18 protein-coding genes are annotated in these 17,576 nt (G+C 72.3%); 4 read left to right on the top strand and 14 right to left on the bottom strand.

The features are described from left to right. Positions 1-52: 52 nt before the first annotated feature. The 7 genes from cbiE to IF37_RS0121395 all read right to left on the bottom strand — a co-directional run bounded on the left by cbiE (position 53) and on the right by IF37_RS0121395 (position 6,708). Positions 53-1,276, bottom strand: coding sequence for a precorrin-6y C5,15-methyltransferase (decarboxylating) subunit CbiE (gene cbiE, locus IF37_RS0121425; RefSeq protein WP_030744895.1), 1,224 nt, complete (start codon positions 1,274-1,276; stop codon positions 53-55). A gap of 103 nt (positions 1,277-1,379) precedes the next feature. Next, positions 1,380-2,018, bottom strand: a complete 639-nt coding sequence (locus IF37_RS0121420) for a GNAT family N-acetyltransferase (protein WP_030744893.1) — start codon at positions 2,016-2,018, stop codon at positions 1,380-1,382. A 163-nt stretch (positions 2,019-2,181) separates the two neighbouring features. Then, positions 2,182-3,015: a MetQ/NlpA family ABC transporter substrate-binding protein gene (locus IF37_RS0121415; RefSeq protein ID WP_030744891.1), complete on the bottom strand. Its 834-nt coding sequence runs from the start codon at positions 3,013-3,015 to the stop codon at positions 2,182-2,184. Between the two features lie 22 nt (positions 3,016-3,037). Beyond that, complete coding sequence (locus IF37_RS0121410; RefSeq protein ID WP_030744889.1) at positions 3,038-3,868, bottom strand: MetQ/NlpA family ABC transporter substrate-binding protein; 831 nt, start codon at positions 3,866-3,868, stop codon at positions 3,038-3,040. Between the two features lie 76 nt (positions 3,869-3,944). Then, positions 3,945-4,682 carry a methionine ABC transporter permease gene (locus IF37_RS0121405; RefSeq protein WP_030744887.1) on the bottom strand — a complete coding sequence of 246 codons (738 nt, stop codon included), beginning with the start codon at positions 4,680-4,682 and terminating at the stop codon, positions 3,945-3,947. Next, a complete protein-coding gene (locus IF37_RS0121400; RefSeq protein ID WP_079165825.1) occupies positions 4,679-5,770 on the bottom strand; it encodes a methionine ABC transporter ATP-binding protein in 1,092 nt (363 codons plus the stop codon). Before IF37_RS0121400 ends, IF37_RS0121405 begins: the two co-directional genes overlap by 4 nt. 287 nt (positions 5,771-6,057) lie before the next feature. Further along, positions 6,058-6,708, bottom strand: coding sequence for an HAD family hydrolase (locus tag IF37_RS0121395; protein WP_030744883.1), 651 nt, complete (start codon positions 6,706-6,708; stop codon positions 6,058-6,060). 69 nt (positions 6,709-6,777) lie between these two features. Between IF37_RS0121395 and IF37_RS0121390 the strand changes: the two genes are divergently transcribed. Continuing rightward, complete coding sequence (locus tag IF37_RS0121390) at positions 6,778-7,137, top strand: hypothetical protein (RefSeq protein ID WP_030744881.1); 360 nt, start codon at positions 6,778-6,780, stop codon at positions 7,135-7,137. A gap of 1 nt (position 7,138) precedes the next feature. Then, a complete protein-coding gene (locus IF37_RS0121385) occupies positions 7,139-7,558 on the top strand; it encodes a hypothetical protein (protein ID WP_030744878.1) in 420 nt (139 codons plus the stop codon). 15 nt (positions 7,559-7,573) lie between these two features. Here IF37_RS0121385 and IF37_RS0121380 read toward each other — a convergent pair whose 3' ends face one another. The 3 genes from IF37_RS0121380 to IF37_RS0121370 form a co-directional block, all read right to left on the bottom strand. Beyond that, the gene (locus IF37_RS0121380) at positions 7,574-8,080 is read right to left on the bottom strand and encodes a GNAT family N-acetyltransferase (RefSeq protein ID WP_030744876.1); all 507 of its coding nucleotides are present in this window, start codon (positions 8,078-8,080) and stop codon (positions 7,574-7,576) included. A 45-nt stretch (positions 8,081-8,125) separates the two neighbouring features. Then, positions 8,126-8,632, bottom strand: coding sequence for a sigma-70 family RNA polymerase sigma factor (locus tag IF37_RS0121375; RefSeq protein ID WP_030744874.1), 507 nt, complete (start codon positions 8,630-8,632; stop codon positions 8,126-8,128). Positions 8,633-8,724: 92 nt separating this feature from the next. Beyond that, entirely contained in the window at positions 8,725-9,900 is a 1,176-nt protein-coding gene (locus IF37_RS0121370; protein WP_030744872.1) for a glycerophosphodiester phosphodiesterase, read from the bottom strand. Between the two features lie 331 nt (positions 9,901-10,231). On the opposite strand from IF37_RS0121370, the gene IF37_RS0121365 reads away from it, so the two are divergent. Together IF37_RS0121365 and IF37_RS0121360 are read left to right on the top strand one after the other, a co-directional pair. Next, the gene (locus IF37_RS0121365; RefSeq protein ID WP_079165824.1) at positions 10,232-10,921 is read left to right on the top strand and encodes a 1-acyl-sn-glycerol-3-phosphate acyltransferase; all 690 of its coding nucleotides are present in this window, start codon (positions 10,232-10,234) and stop codon (positions 10,919-10,921) included. 124 nt (positions 10,922-11,045) lie between these two features. Further along, positions 11,046-12,674: a multicopper oxidase family protein gene (locus IF37_RS0121360; protein ID WP_030744868.1), complete on the top strand. Its 1,629-nt coding sequence runs from the start codon at positions 11,046-11,048 to the stop codon at positions 12,672-12,674. Positions 12,675-12,698: 24 nt separating this feature from the next. On the opposite strand, the gene IF37_RS0121355 is transcribed toward IF37_RS0121360, so the two are convergent. From IF37_RS0121355 to argH, 4 genes are all read right to left on the bottom strand, one after another. Further along, complete coding sequence (locus IF37_RS0121355) at positions 12,699-14,222, bottom strand: MFS transporter (RefSeq protein WP_030744866.1); 1,524 nt, start codon at positions 14,220-14,222, stop codon at positions 12,699-12,701. After that, positions 14,219-14,770 carry a TetR/AcrR family transcriptional regulator gene (locus IF37_RS0121350; protein ID WP_030744865.1) on the bottom strand — a complete coding sequence of 184 codons (552 nt, stop codon included), beginning with the start codon at positions 14,768-14,770 and terminating at the stop codon, positions 14,219-14,221. Before IF37_RS0121350 ends, IF37_RS0121355 begins: the two co-directional genes overlap by 4 nt. 83 nt (positions 14,771-14,853) lie before the next feature. Next, positions 14,854-15,825 carry an aldo/keto reductase gene (locus tag IF37_RS0121345; RefSeq protein ID WP_030744863.1) on the bottom strand — a complete coding sequence of 324 codons (972 nt, stop codon included), beginning with the start codon at positions 15,823-15,825 and terminating at the stop codon, positions 14,854-14,856. Between the two features lie 233 nt (positions 15,826-16,058). Then, positions 16,059-17,492 (bottom strand): argininosuccinate lyase, encoded by a 1,434-nt coding sequence (gene argH, locus IF37_RS0121340; protein ID WP_030744861.1) that lies wholly within the window; start codon positions 17,490-17,492, stop codon positions 16,059-16,061. Positions 17,493-17,576: the final 84 nt, after the last annotated feature.

Here is a 17,576-nt window from a genome sequence, read left to right as displayed (position 1 = left end):
CGGGTGCGGCACAACGATCGGCCAGCCTACCGCGCGCGGTACGACAACAGGATCACGGGGCGCGATCCGGCAATTCCCCCGTGAGCAGGAACGCCACGCTCCGCTCGGTCTCGGTCCAGGCCCGGGTGTCGAGCCCGACGGACTGGAGCAGGGCGCACTCGACCCGGTACCCGTGCTCGGTCAGGTCGCGGCCGACGCGCTCGGCGGCGTCCCGGGTGGCGGCGTGCGTGACGATGCGCTGCGGGCGCCGGTCGGCGACCGCGGAGACGACGGCCGGTCCCCCGCCGCCGATCCGGACGACGTCCGGCTCGGGCAGGTCCTCCAGGACGTGCGGGGCGGCGCCGTGGACGACCTGGAGCTGGACCCCGAACCGGCGTGCGGCGCCCTCGGTGCGGGCGCAGGCGGCCGGGTCGTGGTCGACGGCGATGACGGCGGCGCCGGCCCGCGCGGCCTCGGCGGCGAACGCCCCGCCGCCGCAGCCGATGTCCCAGACGAGGTCGCCGACCCGGGGGCCGAGCCGGGTGAGTTGGGCGGCGCGCAGCAGCTCCCGCTCACCCTCGCCGAGACCGCCGCCCGGTCCGGGACCGTAGCTCTCGTCCGGCTGTACCCAGCCGCGCGGGCCGGCGCCCGGGTCGCGTCCGGCGATCCAGCCGCCGCCCTCCGCGACACCGGCCGGTCCGCCGATGACGATGACGACGTTGGGGTCGCGCCAGGTGTGGTCGGCGGCCTTGTCGGAGGTGACGACGCTCACCTGCTCGCGTTCGGTGCCCAGTTCCTCGCAGATGACGAAGGTGCGGTGGACGCCTTCCAGCAGGAGTCCCAGTTCGGCGGGGCCGGCGCCCGGCGCGGTGAGGACGGCGACCTTGGCGTGGGCGCGGCAGACGTTGACGGCGCGGCGCAGGGTGCGCGGGTGGGCGACGACGACCTGGGCGTCGTCCCAGGGCATGCCGGCGCGGGCGAAGGCGGCGGCCACCGCGGAGACGGCGGGGACGACCTCGACCTCCAGGCCGAACTCGGGCGCGCGCAGGGTGCGCACGACGCCGAAGAAGCCGGGGTCGCCGTCGGCGAGCACGACGGCGGTGCCGCGGTGGGCGGCGATGCGGCGGGCGGCGAGGGTGAGGCTGCCGAGGCGGACGCGTTCGGCGGCGGCCGGCACCTCGGGCAGTGTCAGGTGGTGGGCGGCGCCCGCGACGAGCGTGGCGGCGCCGAGGGCGCCTCGCGCCGCTTCGGTCGGCGGCGAGCCGTCCCAGCCGATCACCGTGACCCGGTCGGCCATCGTCGTCAGTCTCCAGTGGTTCTGCGCAGGTCTTCGGGGAGGGGGCGCCCGGTGGGGGCTCCTGAGGGTACCCGGTCGGGTCGCGGGCTCCGCGCCCGCCCGCTCAGTTCCAGTCCGAGTACGAGGTGAAACCGCTCGCGTCGGCCAGCTGTTCGCTGACTCCGGCGAGGTCTTCGGGCAGCAGGCTCCAGACGATGACGTCCGTGCGTACGTCGCTCCAGGTCCCGTCCTCGGTCCTGGTGCGCGCTATCCAGGCGTTGCGCAGCACGCCCTCGCTGATGCAGCCGATCCGCTGGGCCACCTGCTGGGCGGCGGTGTTGTCGGCGGCGGTGCGCAGTTCGAGCCGCTCGAAATCCCGGTCGTGGAAGAGCCACTGGGCGGTGGCGAGGACGGCCTCGGAGGCGTAGCCCTCGCCGCGGGCCCAGGGGGCGGTGACGTAGGCGATCTGGCTGGAGCGGACCCGCCAGTCCGTGTTCCTGAGGTGGACGACGCCGACGAGCCGCTGGGTGAGGAACTCGGTGACGGCGAGGACGATGCCGCGGCCCCCGGTGCGTTCGGCCGGGGCGGACCGGGTGATCCAGTCGCTGGCGTCGGCCTCGGTGTAGGGGTGGGGCACCGTGGTCCAGGCGACGACCTGCTCGTCGTTCATCATCTCGGTCAGGGCGGGCCCGTCGTCCTCGTCGAGGGGCCGCAGCACCAACCGCTCCGTGCTGATGGAGATGTTGGGGAAGGTGCTCGTCATGCGCCGCTCCGTAACCTTCGGGAATCGCTCGGAAGACCGTCGGGGCCCTCGGTCCTGCTGAACTGCCCAGCATGCAGCATGAAACCCCCGAACCGCACAACGGGGTCCACACCCGGTGAGGGCGCGGACCCCGTGCGTGGCGGAACGCCGTGCGGGCGTGCCGTCAGCCGCCGGGCGCCGGCAGGACGGAGCCGTGGTACTTGTCCTCGATGAAGGCGCGCACCCGGGGTGAGACGAGCAGCTCGGCGAGCTTGCGCACCCGGGGGTCGTCCTCGTCGCCGCGTCGGACGGCGAGGAGGTTGGCGTAGGGGTTGTCCTTCGCGGACTCCAGGAGGATCGCGTCCTTCGCCGGGCTGAGGCCCGCGTCCTGGGCGTAGTTGTTGTTGATGACGGCCGCGTCCACGTCGTCGAGCGAGCGGGGCAGCTGGGCGGCCTCCAGCTCCTTGAACTCAAGGTGCCGGGGGTTGGCCGTGACGTCCGCGGGGGTCGCGTCGGTGCCGGCGCCGGGCTTCAGCGTGATGACGCCGCCGGCGGCCAGCAGTTTGAGGGCGCGGCCCTCGTTCGTGGCGTCGTTGGGCACGGCGACGGTGGCTCCGTCGGCGAGCGCGCCGACGTGCCCGGTCCTGCGCGAGTAGACGCCCATGGGCGGCAGGTAGGGCTTCACGACGGAGACCAGGTCGGTGCCCCGGGACTGGTTGAAGTCGTCGAGGTAGGGCTGGTTCTGGTAGAGGTTGGCGTCCAGCTCGCCCTGCTGGAGGGCGGTGTTGGGCAGGACGTAGTCCGTGAACTCCTTGATCTCCAGCTTCAGGCCGGCACCGGCGGCGAGGTGGTCCCTGATGTAGGTGAGCACCTCGCCGGCCGGGACGGCGGTGGCGCCGACGACGAGGGTGTCGTCCGCGCCACCGCCCTTGCCGGAGTCCGCGCCGGAGCCGCAGGCGGTCAGGCCGAGGGCGAGTGCCGCCAGGGCGGCCGCCGCGGTGACGACGGACGTGCGCATGGCCTCAGTCTCCCGTCCGGTGTCAGAAGGACGGGATGACCGAGCCCTGGTACTTGTCCTCGATGAACTTCTTGACCTCGGGCGAGGTGAGGAGCTTGGCGAGCTTCTTGACCCGCGGGTCGTTCTCGTTGCCCTTCTTCACGGCGAGGAAGTTGCCGTAGGGGTTGTCCTTGGCGGACTCCAGGACGAGGGCGTCCTTGGCGGGCTTGAGACCGGCGGAGATGGCGTAGTTGCCGTTGACCACGGCCGCGTCCACGTCGTCCAGGGAGCGCGGGGTCTGGGCCGCCTCGACCTCCTTGAACTTGAGGTCCTTGGGGTTCTTGGTGATGTCCTGCGGGGTGGCCTCGTTGCCGACGCCGTCCTTCAGGCCGATCAGGCCGTTCGCGGCGAGCAGCTTCAGCGCGCGGGCCTCGTTGACGGCGTCGTTCGGAATGGCGACGGTCGCACCGCTCTTGATGGCGTCGGCCTTCTTGACCTTGTGGGAGTACAGGCCGAGCGGCTCCAGGTGCACCGTGACGACGGGCACGATGTGGGTGCCGCGCTTCTTGTTGAAGTCGTCGAGGTACGGCTGGTTCTGGAAGTAGTTGGCACCGACCGAGCCGTCCTCGGTCGCCGTGTTCGGCGTGATGTAGTCGGTGAACTCCTTGACCTCCAGGTCGAGGCCCGCCTTCTTCGCCAGCTTGTCCTTGACGAAGTCGAGGATCTCGGCGTGCGGGGTGGGGCTCGCGGCGACGATCAGCGGGCCGCTGGTGTCGGAGGAGCCGGAGTCCTTGTCGGAGCCGCAGGCGGACAGGCCGAGGGTGAGGGCTCCGGCGGCGAGGACGGCGGTGGTGAGCTTGACGGTGTTACGCACGAAAAGTGCCTTTCCTTCAGGGTGGTGCGACCCCGTGTACAGGTGAACGGGGAGCTTGTGGGTGCGGCGATGCCGCTTACGCGACCTTGCCGATGTCGGCCGCCGCGGGCTCCTTGGCCTTGAGCAGGCGGAGCTTGGGTGCGGGGCCGGAGCGCCCGCCGCGGCTGTGCAGGGAGCGGGCGGCGAAGTCACCGGCGAACTGGATCAGGGAGATGACGACGGCGAGGATCGCCACGGTGATCCACATCAGTTCGGTCTCGAACCGCTGGTAGCCGTAGCGGACGGCGAGGTCGCCGAGGCCGCCGCCGCCGACCGTGCCGGCCATGGCGGAGTAGCCGATGAGGGCGATGATCGTGGTGGTGGTGCTGGCGATCAGCGAGGGCAGGGCCTCCGGGACGAGGGCCTTGCGGACGATCGTCCAGGTGTTGCCACCCATCGACTGCACGGCCTCGACGAGCCCGTGGTCCACTTCGCGGACGGCCGTCTCCACCAGGCGGGCGAAGAAGGGGATGCCGCCGATGGCGAGCGGCACGATCGCCGCGGTGGTGCCGATCGTCGTCCCGGTGACCCAGCGGGTGAAGCTCATCAGCGCGACCATGAGGATGATGAACGGCATCGACCGGCCGATGTTCACGATCTGGCCGATCACCTTGTTGGCGACGACGTTCTGGACCAGGCCGCCCCGGTCGGTGAGGACGAGGAGGACGCCGAGCGGGAGCCCGGCGACGACGGCTATCAGGGTGGACCAGAGCACCATGGTGAGCGTCTCGCTACACGCTTGCGACAGCAGCGGCTGCATCTCCGACCAGGTCACTTGGCACCTTCCTTGACCAGCAGGGCCTCCTGGCCCACGACGTCGATCTGGAGGCCCTGTTCGCGCAGGAACCCGATCGGCACCACGTTGTCCTCGTAGCGGCCGGGCAGCTCGATGCGCATCCGGCCGACCTGGAGGCCGCCGACGGTGTCGATGGCGGCACCGAGGATCGAGATGTCGATGTTGTAGGTGCGCGCGAGCTGGGAGACGACGGGCTGGGTGGCGCTCTCGCCGTGGAAGGTGACGTCGAGGACGGTCCGGTCGGCGCCGGATGCCTCGCCGCCGACCGGGAACAGCGCGGCGGCCAGCTCCGAGCCCGGGGTGGCGAGCAGTTCGCTGACCGTGCCGGACTCCACGATCCGGCCGCTCTCCATCAGGGCGGCGGAGTCGCAGATCGACTTCACGACGTCCATCTCGTGGGTGATGAGCAGGACGGTCAGGCCCAGCTGGCGGTTGAGGTCGCGCAGCAGCTGGAGGATGGAGCGGGTGGTCTCGGGGTCGAGGGCGCTGGTGGCCTCGTCGGAGAGGAGCACCTTCGGGTCGCCGGCCAGGGCGCGGGCGATGCCGACGCGCTGCTTCTGGCCGCCGGACAGCTGGGCGGGGTAGGACTTGGCCTTGTCGGCGAGGCCGACGAGGTCGAGCAGTTCCAGCGCCTTGCGGGAGCGCTCCTTGCCGGACTGGCCGAGGATCTCCAGCGGCAGCTCGACGTTGTCCTGGACGGTCCGCGTGGACAGCAGGTTGAAGTGCTGGAAGACCATGCCGATACGGCTGCGGGCCCGGCGCAGTTCCTTGCCGGCGCGGGGGCCGCGGCCGGCCAGGGCGGTGAGGTCCTGCCCGGCGACGGTCACGGTGCCGGAGGTGGGGCGCTCCAGCAGGTTGACGCAGCGGATGAGAGAGGACTTGCCGGCGCCGGACTGGCCGATGACGCCGTAGACCTCGCCTTCGCGGACGTGCAGGTCGACGCCGTCGAGGGCGGTGACCTCACGGCCGCGGGAGCGGTAGACCTTGGTCAGGCCCGAGGTGGTGATCACGTGGGTTTCCGTCACTGTCGAGTGCGCGGGCGTGGGTGTGCCCGGACACGGGTGCATGCGGTCAGGCATGGAGTGGGGGTGTGCGTCTCGTACGGCCTACGGCGCACGGACATGCCACGGCTCTCGCTTCGGGGCGCGAGGCTCAGCTGATGCGGGGGCCCTCTAGAAGGCGCACATTCGACACATCAGGCAACACATACAACGAGCACCGGGCGTCATGGTCGCCTCGGTCGCAAGGATGCGGCAGCTCGTCGTGGTCATGCGGTCAGTAAAGCAGACGGAGGGTCTCGGGCGGTCGCCGCTGTCCGGATGGTGGACAGCGGCGGACAACCGGAAGCGGTGGTTCAGCGGCGCGGACGGATCTCCAGACCCTCGTCGGTGACCAGTACGGACAAGGCCGACAGGTCCTCCACCACCAGGTCGGCGTCCAGCTCCGCCGCCCGGTGGGTTGTGGCCAACGCCACGGTGGTCATACCGGCCGCGCGGCCCGCCCGCAGACCGGCGGGGGCGTCCTCGAAGACCACGCAGCGGGCGGGGTCGACGCCGAGCTGCCGGGCGGCGAGCAGGTAGGGCTCCGGGTCGGGCTTGCCGCGGGTGACGTCGTCGGCGGTGACCAGGGCCTTCGGCGTGATGCCGACGGCGCCCAGCCGGGCCTCGGCCAGGCGCCGGGTGGCGGAGGTGACCACGGCCCAGCGGTCGGCCGGCAGGGCGTCCAGGAACTCCCGGGTGCCGGGGAGCAGGCGGACGCCGCCGTTCGGCACGTCCTCGACCTCCAGCTGTTCGACCCGGGCGACGGCCTCCGGCACCAGCCGGGCGGGCAGCAGGTCCCCGATGACCTCGACGGCCGTGCGGCCGTGCAGTTCCACGCGTCCGAACTCCTCGGCGGTGATCCCGTACTCCCCGGCCCAGCGGGTCCAGCAGCGCTCGACGGAGTCGAGCGAGGAGACGAGGGTGCCGTCGTTGTCGAACAGGAGGGCGTGTGCGTGGATCGTCATGGTCCAGACCCTACGGCGTTCGGCGGGGGCGGCGGCTCCGGCCCGTTTCGGCCGTATTAAGGTCACGGCATGTTCACTGCCCTGACGCTGGTGACCGGGGTCACCGCGCTGCTGCTCGCCGCCTGGTGCGGCTGGGCGGCGTACCGCGACCAGCCGACGAAGGACTGGCACTTCATCGGCATGGCCGTGGTGTCGCTGCTGGCCGTGGTGCAGCTGGTGGTCGGCATCGTGCGGCTGGCGCGGGGCGAGAAGCCGGAGCAGGGCACGGTGATCTTCGTGGCGTATCTGCTGGGCGCGTTCGCGTGCGTCCCGGCCGCGGGCATGATGTCGCTGGCCGAACGGACCCGCTGGGGCTCGGTGACGGTCGCCGCGGGCGGTGTGGTGCTGGCCGTCCTGGAAGTACGGCTCTTCGACATCTGGGGAGGCTGAGGTGACGGTGGCTCAGGAGAGGCCGGCCCGGCTGATCAGCGGGCCGGGCATGCTGCTCGTCTGGTTCTACGGCGTGATGGTGGTCGGCGCGGTGTCGCGGTCCGCCTACCAGATCGCGACGGAGTTCGACCGGGCGCCGCTGGCCTACACGCTGTCGGCCGTGGCCGGCCTCGTGTACGGGTTCATCACGTACACCCTGGTCCGGGGCGGGGAGACCGCTCGGCGGGCGGCGCTGCTGTGCTGCGCCGCCGAGCTGGCGGGTGTGCTGATCGTCGGCACCTGGACGCTGGTGGAGCCGTCGGCGTTCCCGGACGCGACCGTGTGGTCGAAGTACGGGATGGGCTACGTCTTCATCCCCGTGCTGCTGCCGCTCTCCGCGATGTACTGGCTGCGGAAGGCCGCCGCCCGGCGGGGCGACTGATCCCGGGCCCTGCCGTCAGGCCGTGGCCGCGTAGGCGCCCGCCTGCCTCGCCTGCTTCTCGAGGATGATCATCTCGACGCCGTCGGCGCCCTGGGAGCGGCCCACCGCCTCGTAGCCGGAGCGGTGGTAGAGGCGGAGGTTGCCCTCGCTGCGGTGGCCGGTGAAGAGGCGGAACGTGGTGGCGCCCCGCTCCTCGGCCAGCGCCGCCTCGGCCGCGCGCAGCAGTCGCGCGCCGATGCCGTGGCCCTGGAGGCGGGGGTGGACGCAGAGCTTGCCGATGGCCGCCGCGCCGTCCCCGGTGACCTTGCCGCGCACCGAGCCGACGACCTCCTCGCCGAGCCGGGCGACGAAGACGCAGTCGGAGGCGACCTCCTGACGGACCGAGTCCAGGCTCTGCACGAGCGGGTCGATGCGGTAGTTGCCGTAGAGCGCCGCCTCGCTCTGGAAGCACAGGTACTGGAGCCGGAAGATCTGCTCCGCGTCCTGCTCGGTCGCCACCGAGATGGTCACGCTCATGCCCATGTGCGCACGCCTCCCGCTCACCTGATCACCTGTCGTCCCCCACTCCTATCCCCGCGCTTCGCGGGTCGCAACCTCCGGTGTGAGCAATCTGCGCAGACATCCGAGACATCTGGAGCGTTCCGGGCCGAGACTCCCCTGTGAGATACCCAACTCCCCCGCGATCTCCCGGTAGGTGAGGTCCTCCGGCGAGAGCAGCGCCTCCAACAGGCGCGGGCAGCGGCCGGGCAGGCGGCGGACCGCGTCCCGCAGGGCGCGGTGCCGGGCGGTGGCCAGCGCGTGCTGTTCGGGGCCGGGGCGTCCGGCGTCGGCGGGCTCACCGTCGTAGGGCCGCTCCCGGCGGGTGGCGCACCGGCCGCGGCGGACCTCGGCGCGGACGGCCTCGCGCAGCCAGCCGGGCGGGTCCGGCGGCGGCCCGTCGGTGCGCAGCCGTTCCAGGAGCCGCAGCCAGACGGCCTGCTCCAGGTCGCCCGGCTCGTCTCCGGAGGCATACGCCTCAGCGGACGCCTCGGCGGCCAGCAGCGGGCGCAGGGCGGCTACCAGGTCGTGCGTCATACGCGGAACGACGCGCCGCCCCGGCGGCGGGTTGCCGGGGCGGCGCGGGATCAATGCGGACGGGGTACCGGCCGGGGCGGTGGTTGACGCCGTCAGCCCTTGAGGAAGTCGGCGCGGGCGAGCAGCCCGGTGTCGGCGTTGTCGGTGAAGACGCCGTCGATGCCGGTGGCGAAGTACGCCTTGAAGGCGCCGAAGACGTCACCGTAGGCGTCGGCGGCGGAGCCCTTGCGGTACTCGGCCGGCAGGAACGGGTTCTCGTTGCGCATGGTGTAGGGGTGCAGCACCAGGCCCACCCGGTGGGCGTCGGCGACCAGGGTCGTCGGTCCGGCCAGCGTGCCGTCCGCCTTCCTCGGGATGACCAGGTCCAGGGTCGGGCCGATGCCCTGGGCGTAACCGGCGATCTCCCGCAGGCCGGCCGGCGTGATCAGGTCGGCGACCGTGCGCGGGTCGTTCGCCTCGACGAAGTCGTACGGACGGCTGTTCGCCGAGGAGAGCAGGACGACGAGCGGGTTGTCGACGAGCCGGTTCAGCCGCTGGATGCTGGTGGGCTCGAAGGACTGGAGGACGACCGGGGAGTTCCGGCCGTCCTTGCCGTACTTGCGCAGCAGCTTGGCCACCCGCTCCTCCAGGCCGAGGCCCAGCTTGCGGAAGTAGGTGGGGTGCTTGGTCTCCGGGTAGATCCAGACCTGCTTGCCGCGCTTGCGGGTCTGCTCGTCCTGCCACTTGAGGACCTCTTCGAAGGTCGGGATGGACCAGTGGCCGTTGTAAAGGGTGTTGTGCGGCCGGTTGGCCGGGATGCGCTCGGTCGCGCGCAGCGTCCTCAGCTCGGCGAGCGTGAAGTCCTCGGTGAACCAGCCGGTGGTGGCGACGCCGTCCAGCATCTTGGTGGTCCTGCGGTCGGCGAACTCGCGGTGCTCCGCGACGTCCGTGGTCCCGCCGATCTCCGGCTCGTGCCGGCAGACCAGGTGGCCGTCCTTGGTGGGCACCAGGTCGCCCGCCTCGACGATGTCGGCGCCCAGGTCCAGGGCCAGCTCGTAGGAGCCGAAGGTGTGCTCGGGGCGGTAGCCGCTGGCGCCCCGGTGGCCGATGATCGTGGGCACCGGCAGGCCCTTCAGCCCACGGCCTCCGTGCCCGGCCGTCCGGGCGTCGGCGGCCCGTGCCGCGCCGGGCAGTCCGAGGACCGCTCCGCCGGCGCCGAGCACCGCGGCGCCGAGGAGCGCCCGCCGTCCCGTTTCCCGCGTCTGCCCGTTTGCCTGGTCGCCGCTCATGAACGCCCTCCTGCCGCTTTCGCTTCTCCGGTGCGCGCCGATCGTAGGGGCGCACACATGACCGAAGGGAGGCTCTCGTCCGAACAGGCGGGTGACGGCGCATGTCCGGCGCACGGCGGCCGGTGACAGGTCATCGGCGGACGCGGCCCCCCGGGCGGACGCGATGTCCGTCACACCATCGCAAGGCCGTTACGCGCCGTCCCGCGCACACCACCGCAGGTAAACCCGCGTCAACACTTCGTAAGACCTCGGTGAACCGGACGACCTCGATGTGCGCGCGGACCTGCGCCGCGAGTAATGTCCTCACCTGCACAGACTCATACCGACCCCCTTGACATCGGAGGACCCGTTGTCCCGCTTCGCGCTCATCAAGGCAGTGCTCGGACCGATCATGCGCCTGATGTTCCGCCCCCAGGTGGAGGGCGCGGAGCACATCCCCGGCGACGGACCGGTGATCCTGGCCGGTAATCACCTCACGTTCATCGACTCGATCGTGCTGCCGGTCGTCACCAAGCGGCAGGTGTGCTTCATCGGCAAGGACGAGTACGTCACCGGAAAGGGCGTCAAGGGACGGCTGATGGCGTGGTTCTTCACCGGCGTCGGCATGATCCCGGTGGACCGGGACGGCGCGAACGGCGGAGTGGCCGCGCTGATGACCGGGCGTCGGATCCTGGAGGAGGGCAGGGTCTTCGGGATCTACCCCGAGGGCACGCGGTCGCCCGACGGCCGGCTGTACCGGGGCCGCACCGGCATCGCCCGGCTGACGCTGATGACCGGCGCGCCGGTGGTGCCGTTCGCCATGATCGGCACGGACAAGCTCCAGCCGGGCGGCCGGGGCATCCCGCGGCCCGGCCGGGTCACCGTCCGGTTCGGCGAGCCCCTGGAGTTCTCCCGGTACGACGGCATGGACCGCGACCGGTACGTCCTGCGGGCGGTGACGGACTCGGTCATGACCGAGGTGATGCGGCTGTCCGGTCAGGAGTACGTCGACATGTACGCCACGAAGGCGAAGGCCGCCTGACACCGTCCGGGCGACGGGCGCGGCGGACGCGCCCGTCCGCCTGCCGGTGGAATCTGCCCCCGACACATCGTGCATTCGGCCCTATCACCGGGCCTTGAGAACACTCAACATGTCTTATTTAGGCATGTTCACACCTTCTCGGCGTACTCTGCTTCGTACCCCGATCGCCGCGGCCGGCGCGGGACTCCTGGCGGCCTGCACCGGCTCCGGTCCCGAGTGGGGCTCCGGCCCCCAACACCCCGGCGCAGGGGAGAAGTTCGTCCCGCCCGGGCCCAGAGGGTACGTCAACCCCTCGGACCCGGAGGTCCTGGCGGCCGAGCGGAAGCGCGGTGCCGGCCGCGTGCGCACCTTCCGGTTCACCGCCGCGGAAGCCAAGCTGGACCTGGGCGGGCGGTCCGTCCGGACGTGGGCGTACAACGAAGAGGTGCCGGGCCCGCTGGTGCGGGTCACCGCCGGTGACGTGCTCGACCTGACCCTCGCCAACCGGCTGCCCGCCACGACCACGCTGCACTCCCACGGGGTGCGCCTGCGCTGCGACATGGACGGCGTCCCGGACCTGACCCAGCGGGCCATCGACTCCGGCTCCGACTTCCGCTACCGCTTCACCGTCGCGCACCCGGGCACCTACCTGCTGCACTCCCACGTCGGGATGCAGCCCGACCGCGCCCTGTACGCGCCGCTCGTCGTCGACGACCCCAAGGAGCCCCTCTCCTACGACCACGAGTGGGTGGTGGTGCTGGACGACTGGCTGGACGGCGTGCAGGGCTCCACACCCGAAGGCGTCCTCGGCCAGCTCAAGCCCGGCGGCGCGATGGACATGGGCGGCATGGCCATGGGTCCCGGCCACTCGAGCCACAGCCCCGGTCACCCGGCGAAGGGGCACCCGTCGGCGTCCGCGAAGTCCGCGGGCCCCAACCGGGTGCTGCACGACTCCCACAGCCGCATGCTCAACGGGGAGGGCGGCAGCGTCGCCTACCCGCACTACCTGGTCAACGGCCACCTCCCCACCGATCCGTCGGTGTTCCGCTGCCGGCCCGGGGACCGGGTGCGGCTGCGCATCATCAACGCCGGCTCGGAGACCGCCTTCCGGGTGGCGCTGGGCGGGCACAAGATGACCGTCACGCACACCGACGGCTATCCCGTGAAGCACAAGGAGACCGACGCCCTCCTCATCGGCATGGCGGAGCGGTACGACGTGCTGATCACCGCCAAGAACGGCCTCTTCCCCCTGGTCGCGCTCCCCGAGGGGAAGAAAGGCAGGGCGCTCGCCGTGCTGCGCACCGACAAGGGGACCCGGAACCTGCCCACGGGCGACGTGCGCCCGGACGAGCTGGAGGGCAATACCGTTCCCGCGCGCCGACTGCTGCCGCAGGAGTCCGTGGCCCTCTCCGACCGCCATCCCGACCGCGAGGTGCGCATCAGGATCACCGGCACCATGGCGAAGTTCGACTGGGGGTTCGACCACAAGCCGTACTCCGTGCAGGAGCGCCACCCGGTGCGCGCCGGTGAGCGGGTCCGGCTCACCCTCATCAACGCCACCGACATGTGGCATCCGATGCACCTGCACGGACACACGTTCGCGGTGACCGGCCTGGACTCCGTGGGCGCCCGCAAGGACACCGCGCTCGTGCTGCCGCACCGGAAGCTGGTGCTCGACTTCGACGCCGACAATCCGGGGCTGTGGATGCTGCACTGCCACAACCAGTACCACTCGGAGAGCGGGATGATGACGGTGCTGGGGTACAAGCGCTGAGGACCGGCCCCGCGGCCGGCCGGCTCACCCGGCGCTCTCCAGCCGCTGCCCCTTCAGCAGGAACCAGGCCACCGCCGCTGCCGCCAGCAGGACCACCGCGCCCGCCGCCGAGGCGAGGTGGAGGCCGTGGACGAAGGAGGCGCGGGCCGCGTCGAGCAGTGCCTCCGCCTGGTGCGGGGGCAGCTCCGCCGCGGTCTCGACCGCCGCGCCCAGGGACTCGTGGGCCCCGGCCGGGGTGCCGGCCGGGCCCGTGAAGTCGCGGTAGACGCCGGTCACGATCGAGCCCAGCAGGGCGATGCCCAGGGCCGCGCCGAGTTCGTACGCCGTCTCGGAGACCGCCGAGGCGGCGCCCGCCTGGTCCCGGGGGACGCTGGAGAGGATCACGTCGGCGGTGACCGTGAAGGAGAAGCCCGCGCCGACACCGACCACCAGCAGGGCGGCGCCGAGTACGGGGTAGCCGGTGGACCGGCTGAGCGTCGTCAGCACCGCGAGCGCCACGCCGACCGCGGCCAGACCGCCCGAGACCACCACCCGGACCGTGCAGCGCCGGGCGGCCCGGCCCGCGACCAGACCGGCCGCCACCGCGCCCACCGCCGCGGGCAGTTCGGCCAGTCCGGCCTCGAACGGGCGCCGGTCCTGGACGAGTTGCAGGAACTGGGAGAGGAAGAACACCAGACCGGACATGCCGAGGACGGTCAGCAGGTCGGCGAGGACCGCTCCGCTGAAGCCGCGGCGCCGGAACAGGCGCATGTCCAGCAGCGGGACCGGCATCGTCAGCTGGCGGCGGACGAAGCCGTACAGGGCCGCCGCGCCCAGCAGGCCGGTGCCGAGGCCGGTGGCGGTGACGCCGTGGGCGGCCGCCTCCTTGACCGCGTAGACCAGGGCGATCATGCCGACCAGCGACAGCAGCACGCCGGCCAGGTCCCACGGGCCGGGGCAGGGGTTGCGGGACTCGGGCAGGGTGCGGATGCCGACCAGGACCAGCACGGCCATCACCGGGAGGTTGATCAGGAAGACCGAGCCCCACCAGAAGTGCTCCAGGAGGAAGCCGCCGGTGATCGGGCCGACGGCCGTGCCGGCGGAGGCGGTGGCGCCCCAGATGCCGACGGCCAGGCTGCGCTCGCGCGGATCGTGGAAGATGTTGCGGATCAGGGCCAGGGTGGCGGGCATCAGGGTCGCGCCCGCGACGCCGAGCAGCGCCCGGGCCAGGATCATCAGCTCGGGCGTCGTCGCGTAGGCGTTGAGCACGGAGAGCGCGCCGAACGCCGTGGCGCCGCACAGCAGGACGCGCTTGCGGCCGACGCGGTCGCCGAGGCTGCCCATGGAGACCAGCAGACCGGCGATGACGAAGGAGTAGACGTCGCCGATCCAGAGCAGCTGGGTGCCGGAGGGGTCGAGGTCTTCGCTGATGTAGGGGGTCGCCAGGCCGAGGACGGTGGCGTCGACGGCCACCAGCAGCACGGCCAGGACGAGGACGGAGAGCGCCAGCCAGCGGCCCGGGCGCTTCACCGCCCCGGTCACGTCGGCCGGCCGCAGGGTGCCGGTCATGGTTCCTCTCTCCGCAGAGCACCGCCGAGCAGCAGCTCGGCGATCATGGTCGGGAAGTCCCGGGAGGCCACGCGGCCGTCCAGGGCGGCCCAGGCGCACGAGGCGATCAGCCCGTACAGCGCCTCGGTGAGCCAGACCGGGCTGAGGTCGATGCGGAACTCGCCGGCGCGCTGTCCGCGCTGGAACAGGGCGCCGATCCGGGCGTCCAGGCGCTGCCAGCCCTCGTTCTGCCGGTCGCCCTCCCACAGCTGGTTCTCGCCGTAGAGGAACGCGAGCAGTCCGGCGGCCGGCTGGATCTCGCGGACGAGCCGGCGCACGGCCTCCGCCGCGGGGCCCTCCTCCGGCCGGGCCCGGTCCAGCGCCCCCGCGCACTCGGCGATGCCGAGCTGTTCCAGCGCCCGGACGAGCGCGTCGCGTCCGGCGAAGTGGCGGTGCAGCGTGGCCCGGCTGATCCCGGCGGCCTTGGCGACCTCGTCCATGGTCGCGGTGGATCTACGGGTCAGCAACGCGGCCGCGCTGCGCAGCACATGGTCACGGTCGATCGCCATGAGACAAGAGTAGCCCACATGAGACATTCATGTCTCACGGAAGGCATGCGCGGCTCACCCCTGCGGGTCGCGGTGGTGATCGGTCAGTGCCAGGGCAACTGGCCGCGCCGCTCCCAGTACGCGCGCGGTTCTTCCCTCAGCGTGGCGAGGCGGGTCAGCTGGTCCACGTCGAGGTCGACGGCGGGGGCGTGCAGGTTGGACAGGAGCTGCGGGACGGTCGCGGCGCCGGAGAGGACCACGCCCGCCCACGGCCGGCGCAGGATCCACGCGAGGGCCACGGCGTCGCAGCCGAGGGAGGTCTCCTCGGCCACCGCCCTCAGCATGTCCGGGGCGTGCGGTCCGGAGAGCCGGCCGTTCGCCATGCCCTCCTTGACGATCACGGTGAGCCCCGCGTCGTGCGCCTCGGCGAGGGCGGGGCCGGCCGAGGTCTCCAGGACGTTGTACGTCGACTGGACGGTACGGAAGAGGGGGGCGCCGTCGACCGTGACGGCGAGGGCGGCGCGGATCGCGTCGGCCTGGGCCGGGCCGCTGGTGGAGAACCCGACGGTCAGTCCGCCGGCGGCGGCCTCCGCCAGCCTGGCGTGCAGGTCCCGGTCGGTGAGGGCCGGGCTGTCCGGGGTCACCGAGTGGATCTGGTAGAGGTCGAGCCGGTCGCCGAGCAGCGCGTCGGTCTCGGCGCGCTGCCGCTCGTAGGCGGCGAGGCTGTGGTCCTTGACCTCGTGCGTCTCGGCGTCCGTCGACCAGTCGGCGGTGTAGGTGTAGCCCCACTTGCTGCCGACCACGAGGTCGTCGGCGTCGGGGTGGGCGTTCAGCCATTCGGCCAGGAACTCCTCGGAGCGGCCGTAGGAGCGGGCGACGTCGAAGTACCGGACGCCCTGGGCGTAGGCGGCGTCGAGGAGTTCGTGGGTGCGGGCGCGCAACGCGTCGACGCCGCGGTCCCGCCCGAGGTCGCGGTCGCGGTCGAGGTTGATGTAGCCGGGGCGGCCGACGGCTGCGAGGCCCAGTCCGATGTGGCAGGTGGGGGTGGTCGCTGCGGCCAGTCGGGCGAAGGGCATGGCGGGCTCCGTCGGGTCGGCTCCGGTTCGGCTCCCGACCAACGTAACCCGCGATGCCCCTGGTGATCGCGGTGGGACCCGGGGCGGGCGATGCGCCGGCGGGCGCCGGCCTCCCGCGGTCGCGCGTGCCCGCACCCCGGTGACCGCGCTCCGTCGGCGCCCCGCGCCCCAAAGGCCACGACCAGACGGCGTCCCGCGCCCCCGGTGATGCGCCCCCGTCGGCGACCCGCGCCTCAGCGCCGCCGGCCGCCCGCGGCCCAGGCGTGCTGCTCCGCCAGGTCCGCCTTCACCTCGGCCAGCTGGACAGCGACCGCGCTCGGCGCCGTGCCGCCGCGGCCGTTGCGGGAGGCCAGGGCGCCCGGCACGTTGAGGACCGAGCGGACCTCCGGGGTGAGGTGTACGGAGATCTTGGCGAACTGCTCGTCCGTGAGGTCGTCCAGTTCCTTGCCCTCGGCCTCGGCGACCTTGACGCACTCCCCCGCGACCTCGTGCGCGACGCGGAACGGCACGCCCTGCTTGACCAGCCACTCGGCGATGTCGGTGGCGAGCGAGAAGCCGGCCGGGGCCAGTTCCTCCATGCGCTCGCGGTGGACGGTGAGGGTGGCGATCATGCCGGTGAAGGCGGGCAGCAGCACCTCCAGCTGGTCGCAGGAGTCGAAGACCGGCTCCTTGTCCTCCTGGAGGTCGCGGTTGTAGGCGAGGGGCAGCGCCTTGAGGGTCGCCAGCAGACCGGTGAGGTTGCCGATGAGGCGGCCGGACTTGCCGCGGGCCAGCTCGGCGATGTCCGGGTTCTTCTTCTGCGGCATGATCGACGAGCCCGTGGAGAAGGCGTCGTGCAGGGTGACGAAGGAGAACTCCTTCGTGTTCCAGAGGATGATCTCCTCGGCGATCCGGGAGAGGTCGACGCCGATCATCGCGGTGATGAAGGCGAACTCCGCCACGAAGTCCCGGGACGCCGTGCCGTCGATGGAGTTGCCGACGCTGCCGCGCTCGAAGCCGAGGTCCCGCGCGACCGCCTCCGGGTCCAGGCCGAGGGAGGAGCCGGCGAGGGCGCCGGAGCCGTACGGCGACACGGCGGTCCGGTCGTCCCACTGGCGCAGCCGCTCCGCGTCCCGGGACAGGGACTGCACGTGCGCCAGGACGTGGTGGGCGAAGAGCACCGGCTGGGCGTGCTGGAGGTGGGTGCGGCCGGGCATCGCCACGTCCGGGTGGGCCTCGGCGAGGCCGATCAGGGCGTCCTGGAGATCGGCGATCAGGCCGCCGATCGTCCGGGCGTGGTCCCGGAGGTACATCCGGAAGAGGGTGGCGACCTGGTCGTTGCGGGACCGGCCGGCGCGGAGCTTGCCGCCGAGGTCCGGGCCGAGGCGCTCCAGCAGCCCGCGCTCCAGGGCGGTGTGGACGTCCTCGTCGGCGATCGTGCCGGTGAAGGTGCCGTCGGCGACGTCCGCCTCCAGCCGGTCCAGCCCGGCGATCATCCGCTCCAGTTCGTCCGCGGTGAGCAGGCCCGCCGTGTGCAGCACGCGCGCGTGGGCGCGGGAGCCGGCGATGTCGTAGGGCGCGAGCCGCCAGTCGAAGTGGACGGACGCGGACAGCTTGGCCAGGGCCTCGGCGGGTCCGTCGGCGAAACGGCCGCCCCAGAGCCGTACGTCACCGCTGTTGCTGCTCACTTGCGTTGCTCCTCGGAGATGTTCTGGTGTCACAGAGGTCCGTGCGCGACCGCCTCCCCGCCCTCGCGGGCGGGGAGGCGGCTG

Source organism: Streptomyces sp. NRRL S-31 (genome assembly GCF_000718775.1).
In the GTDB taxonomy this organism is placed as follows: Bacteria; Actinomycetota; Actinomycetes; order Streptomycetales; family Streptomycetaceae; genus Streptomyces.
This window is presented reverse-complemented; position numbering and strand designations above follow the sequence as displayed.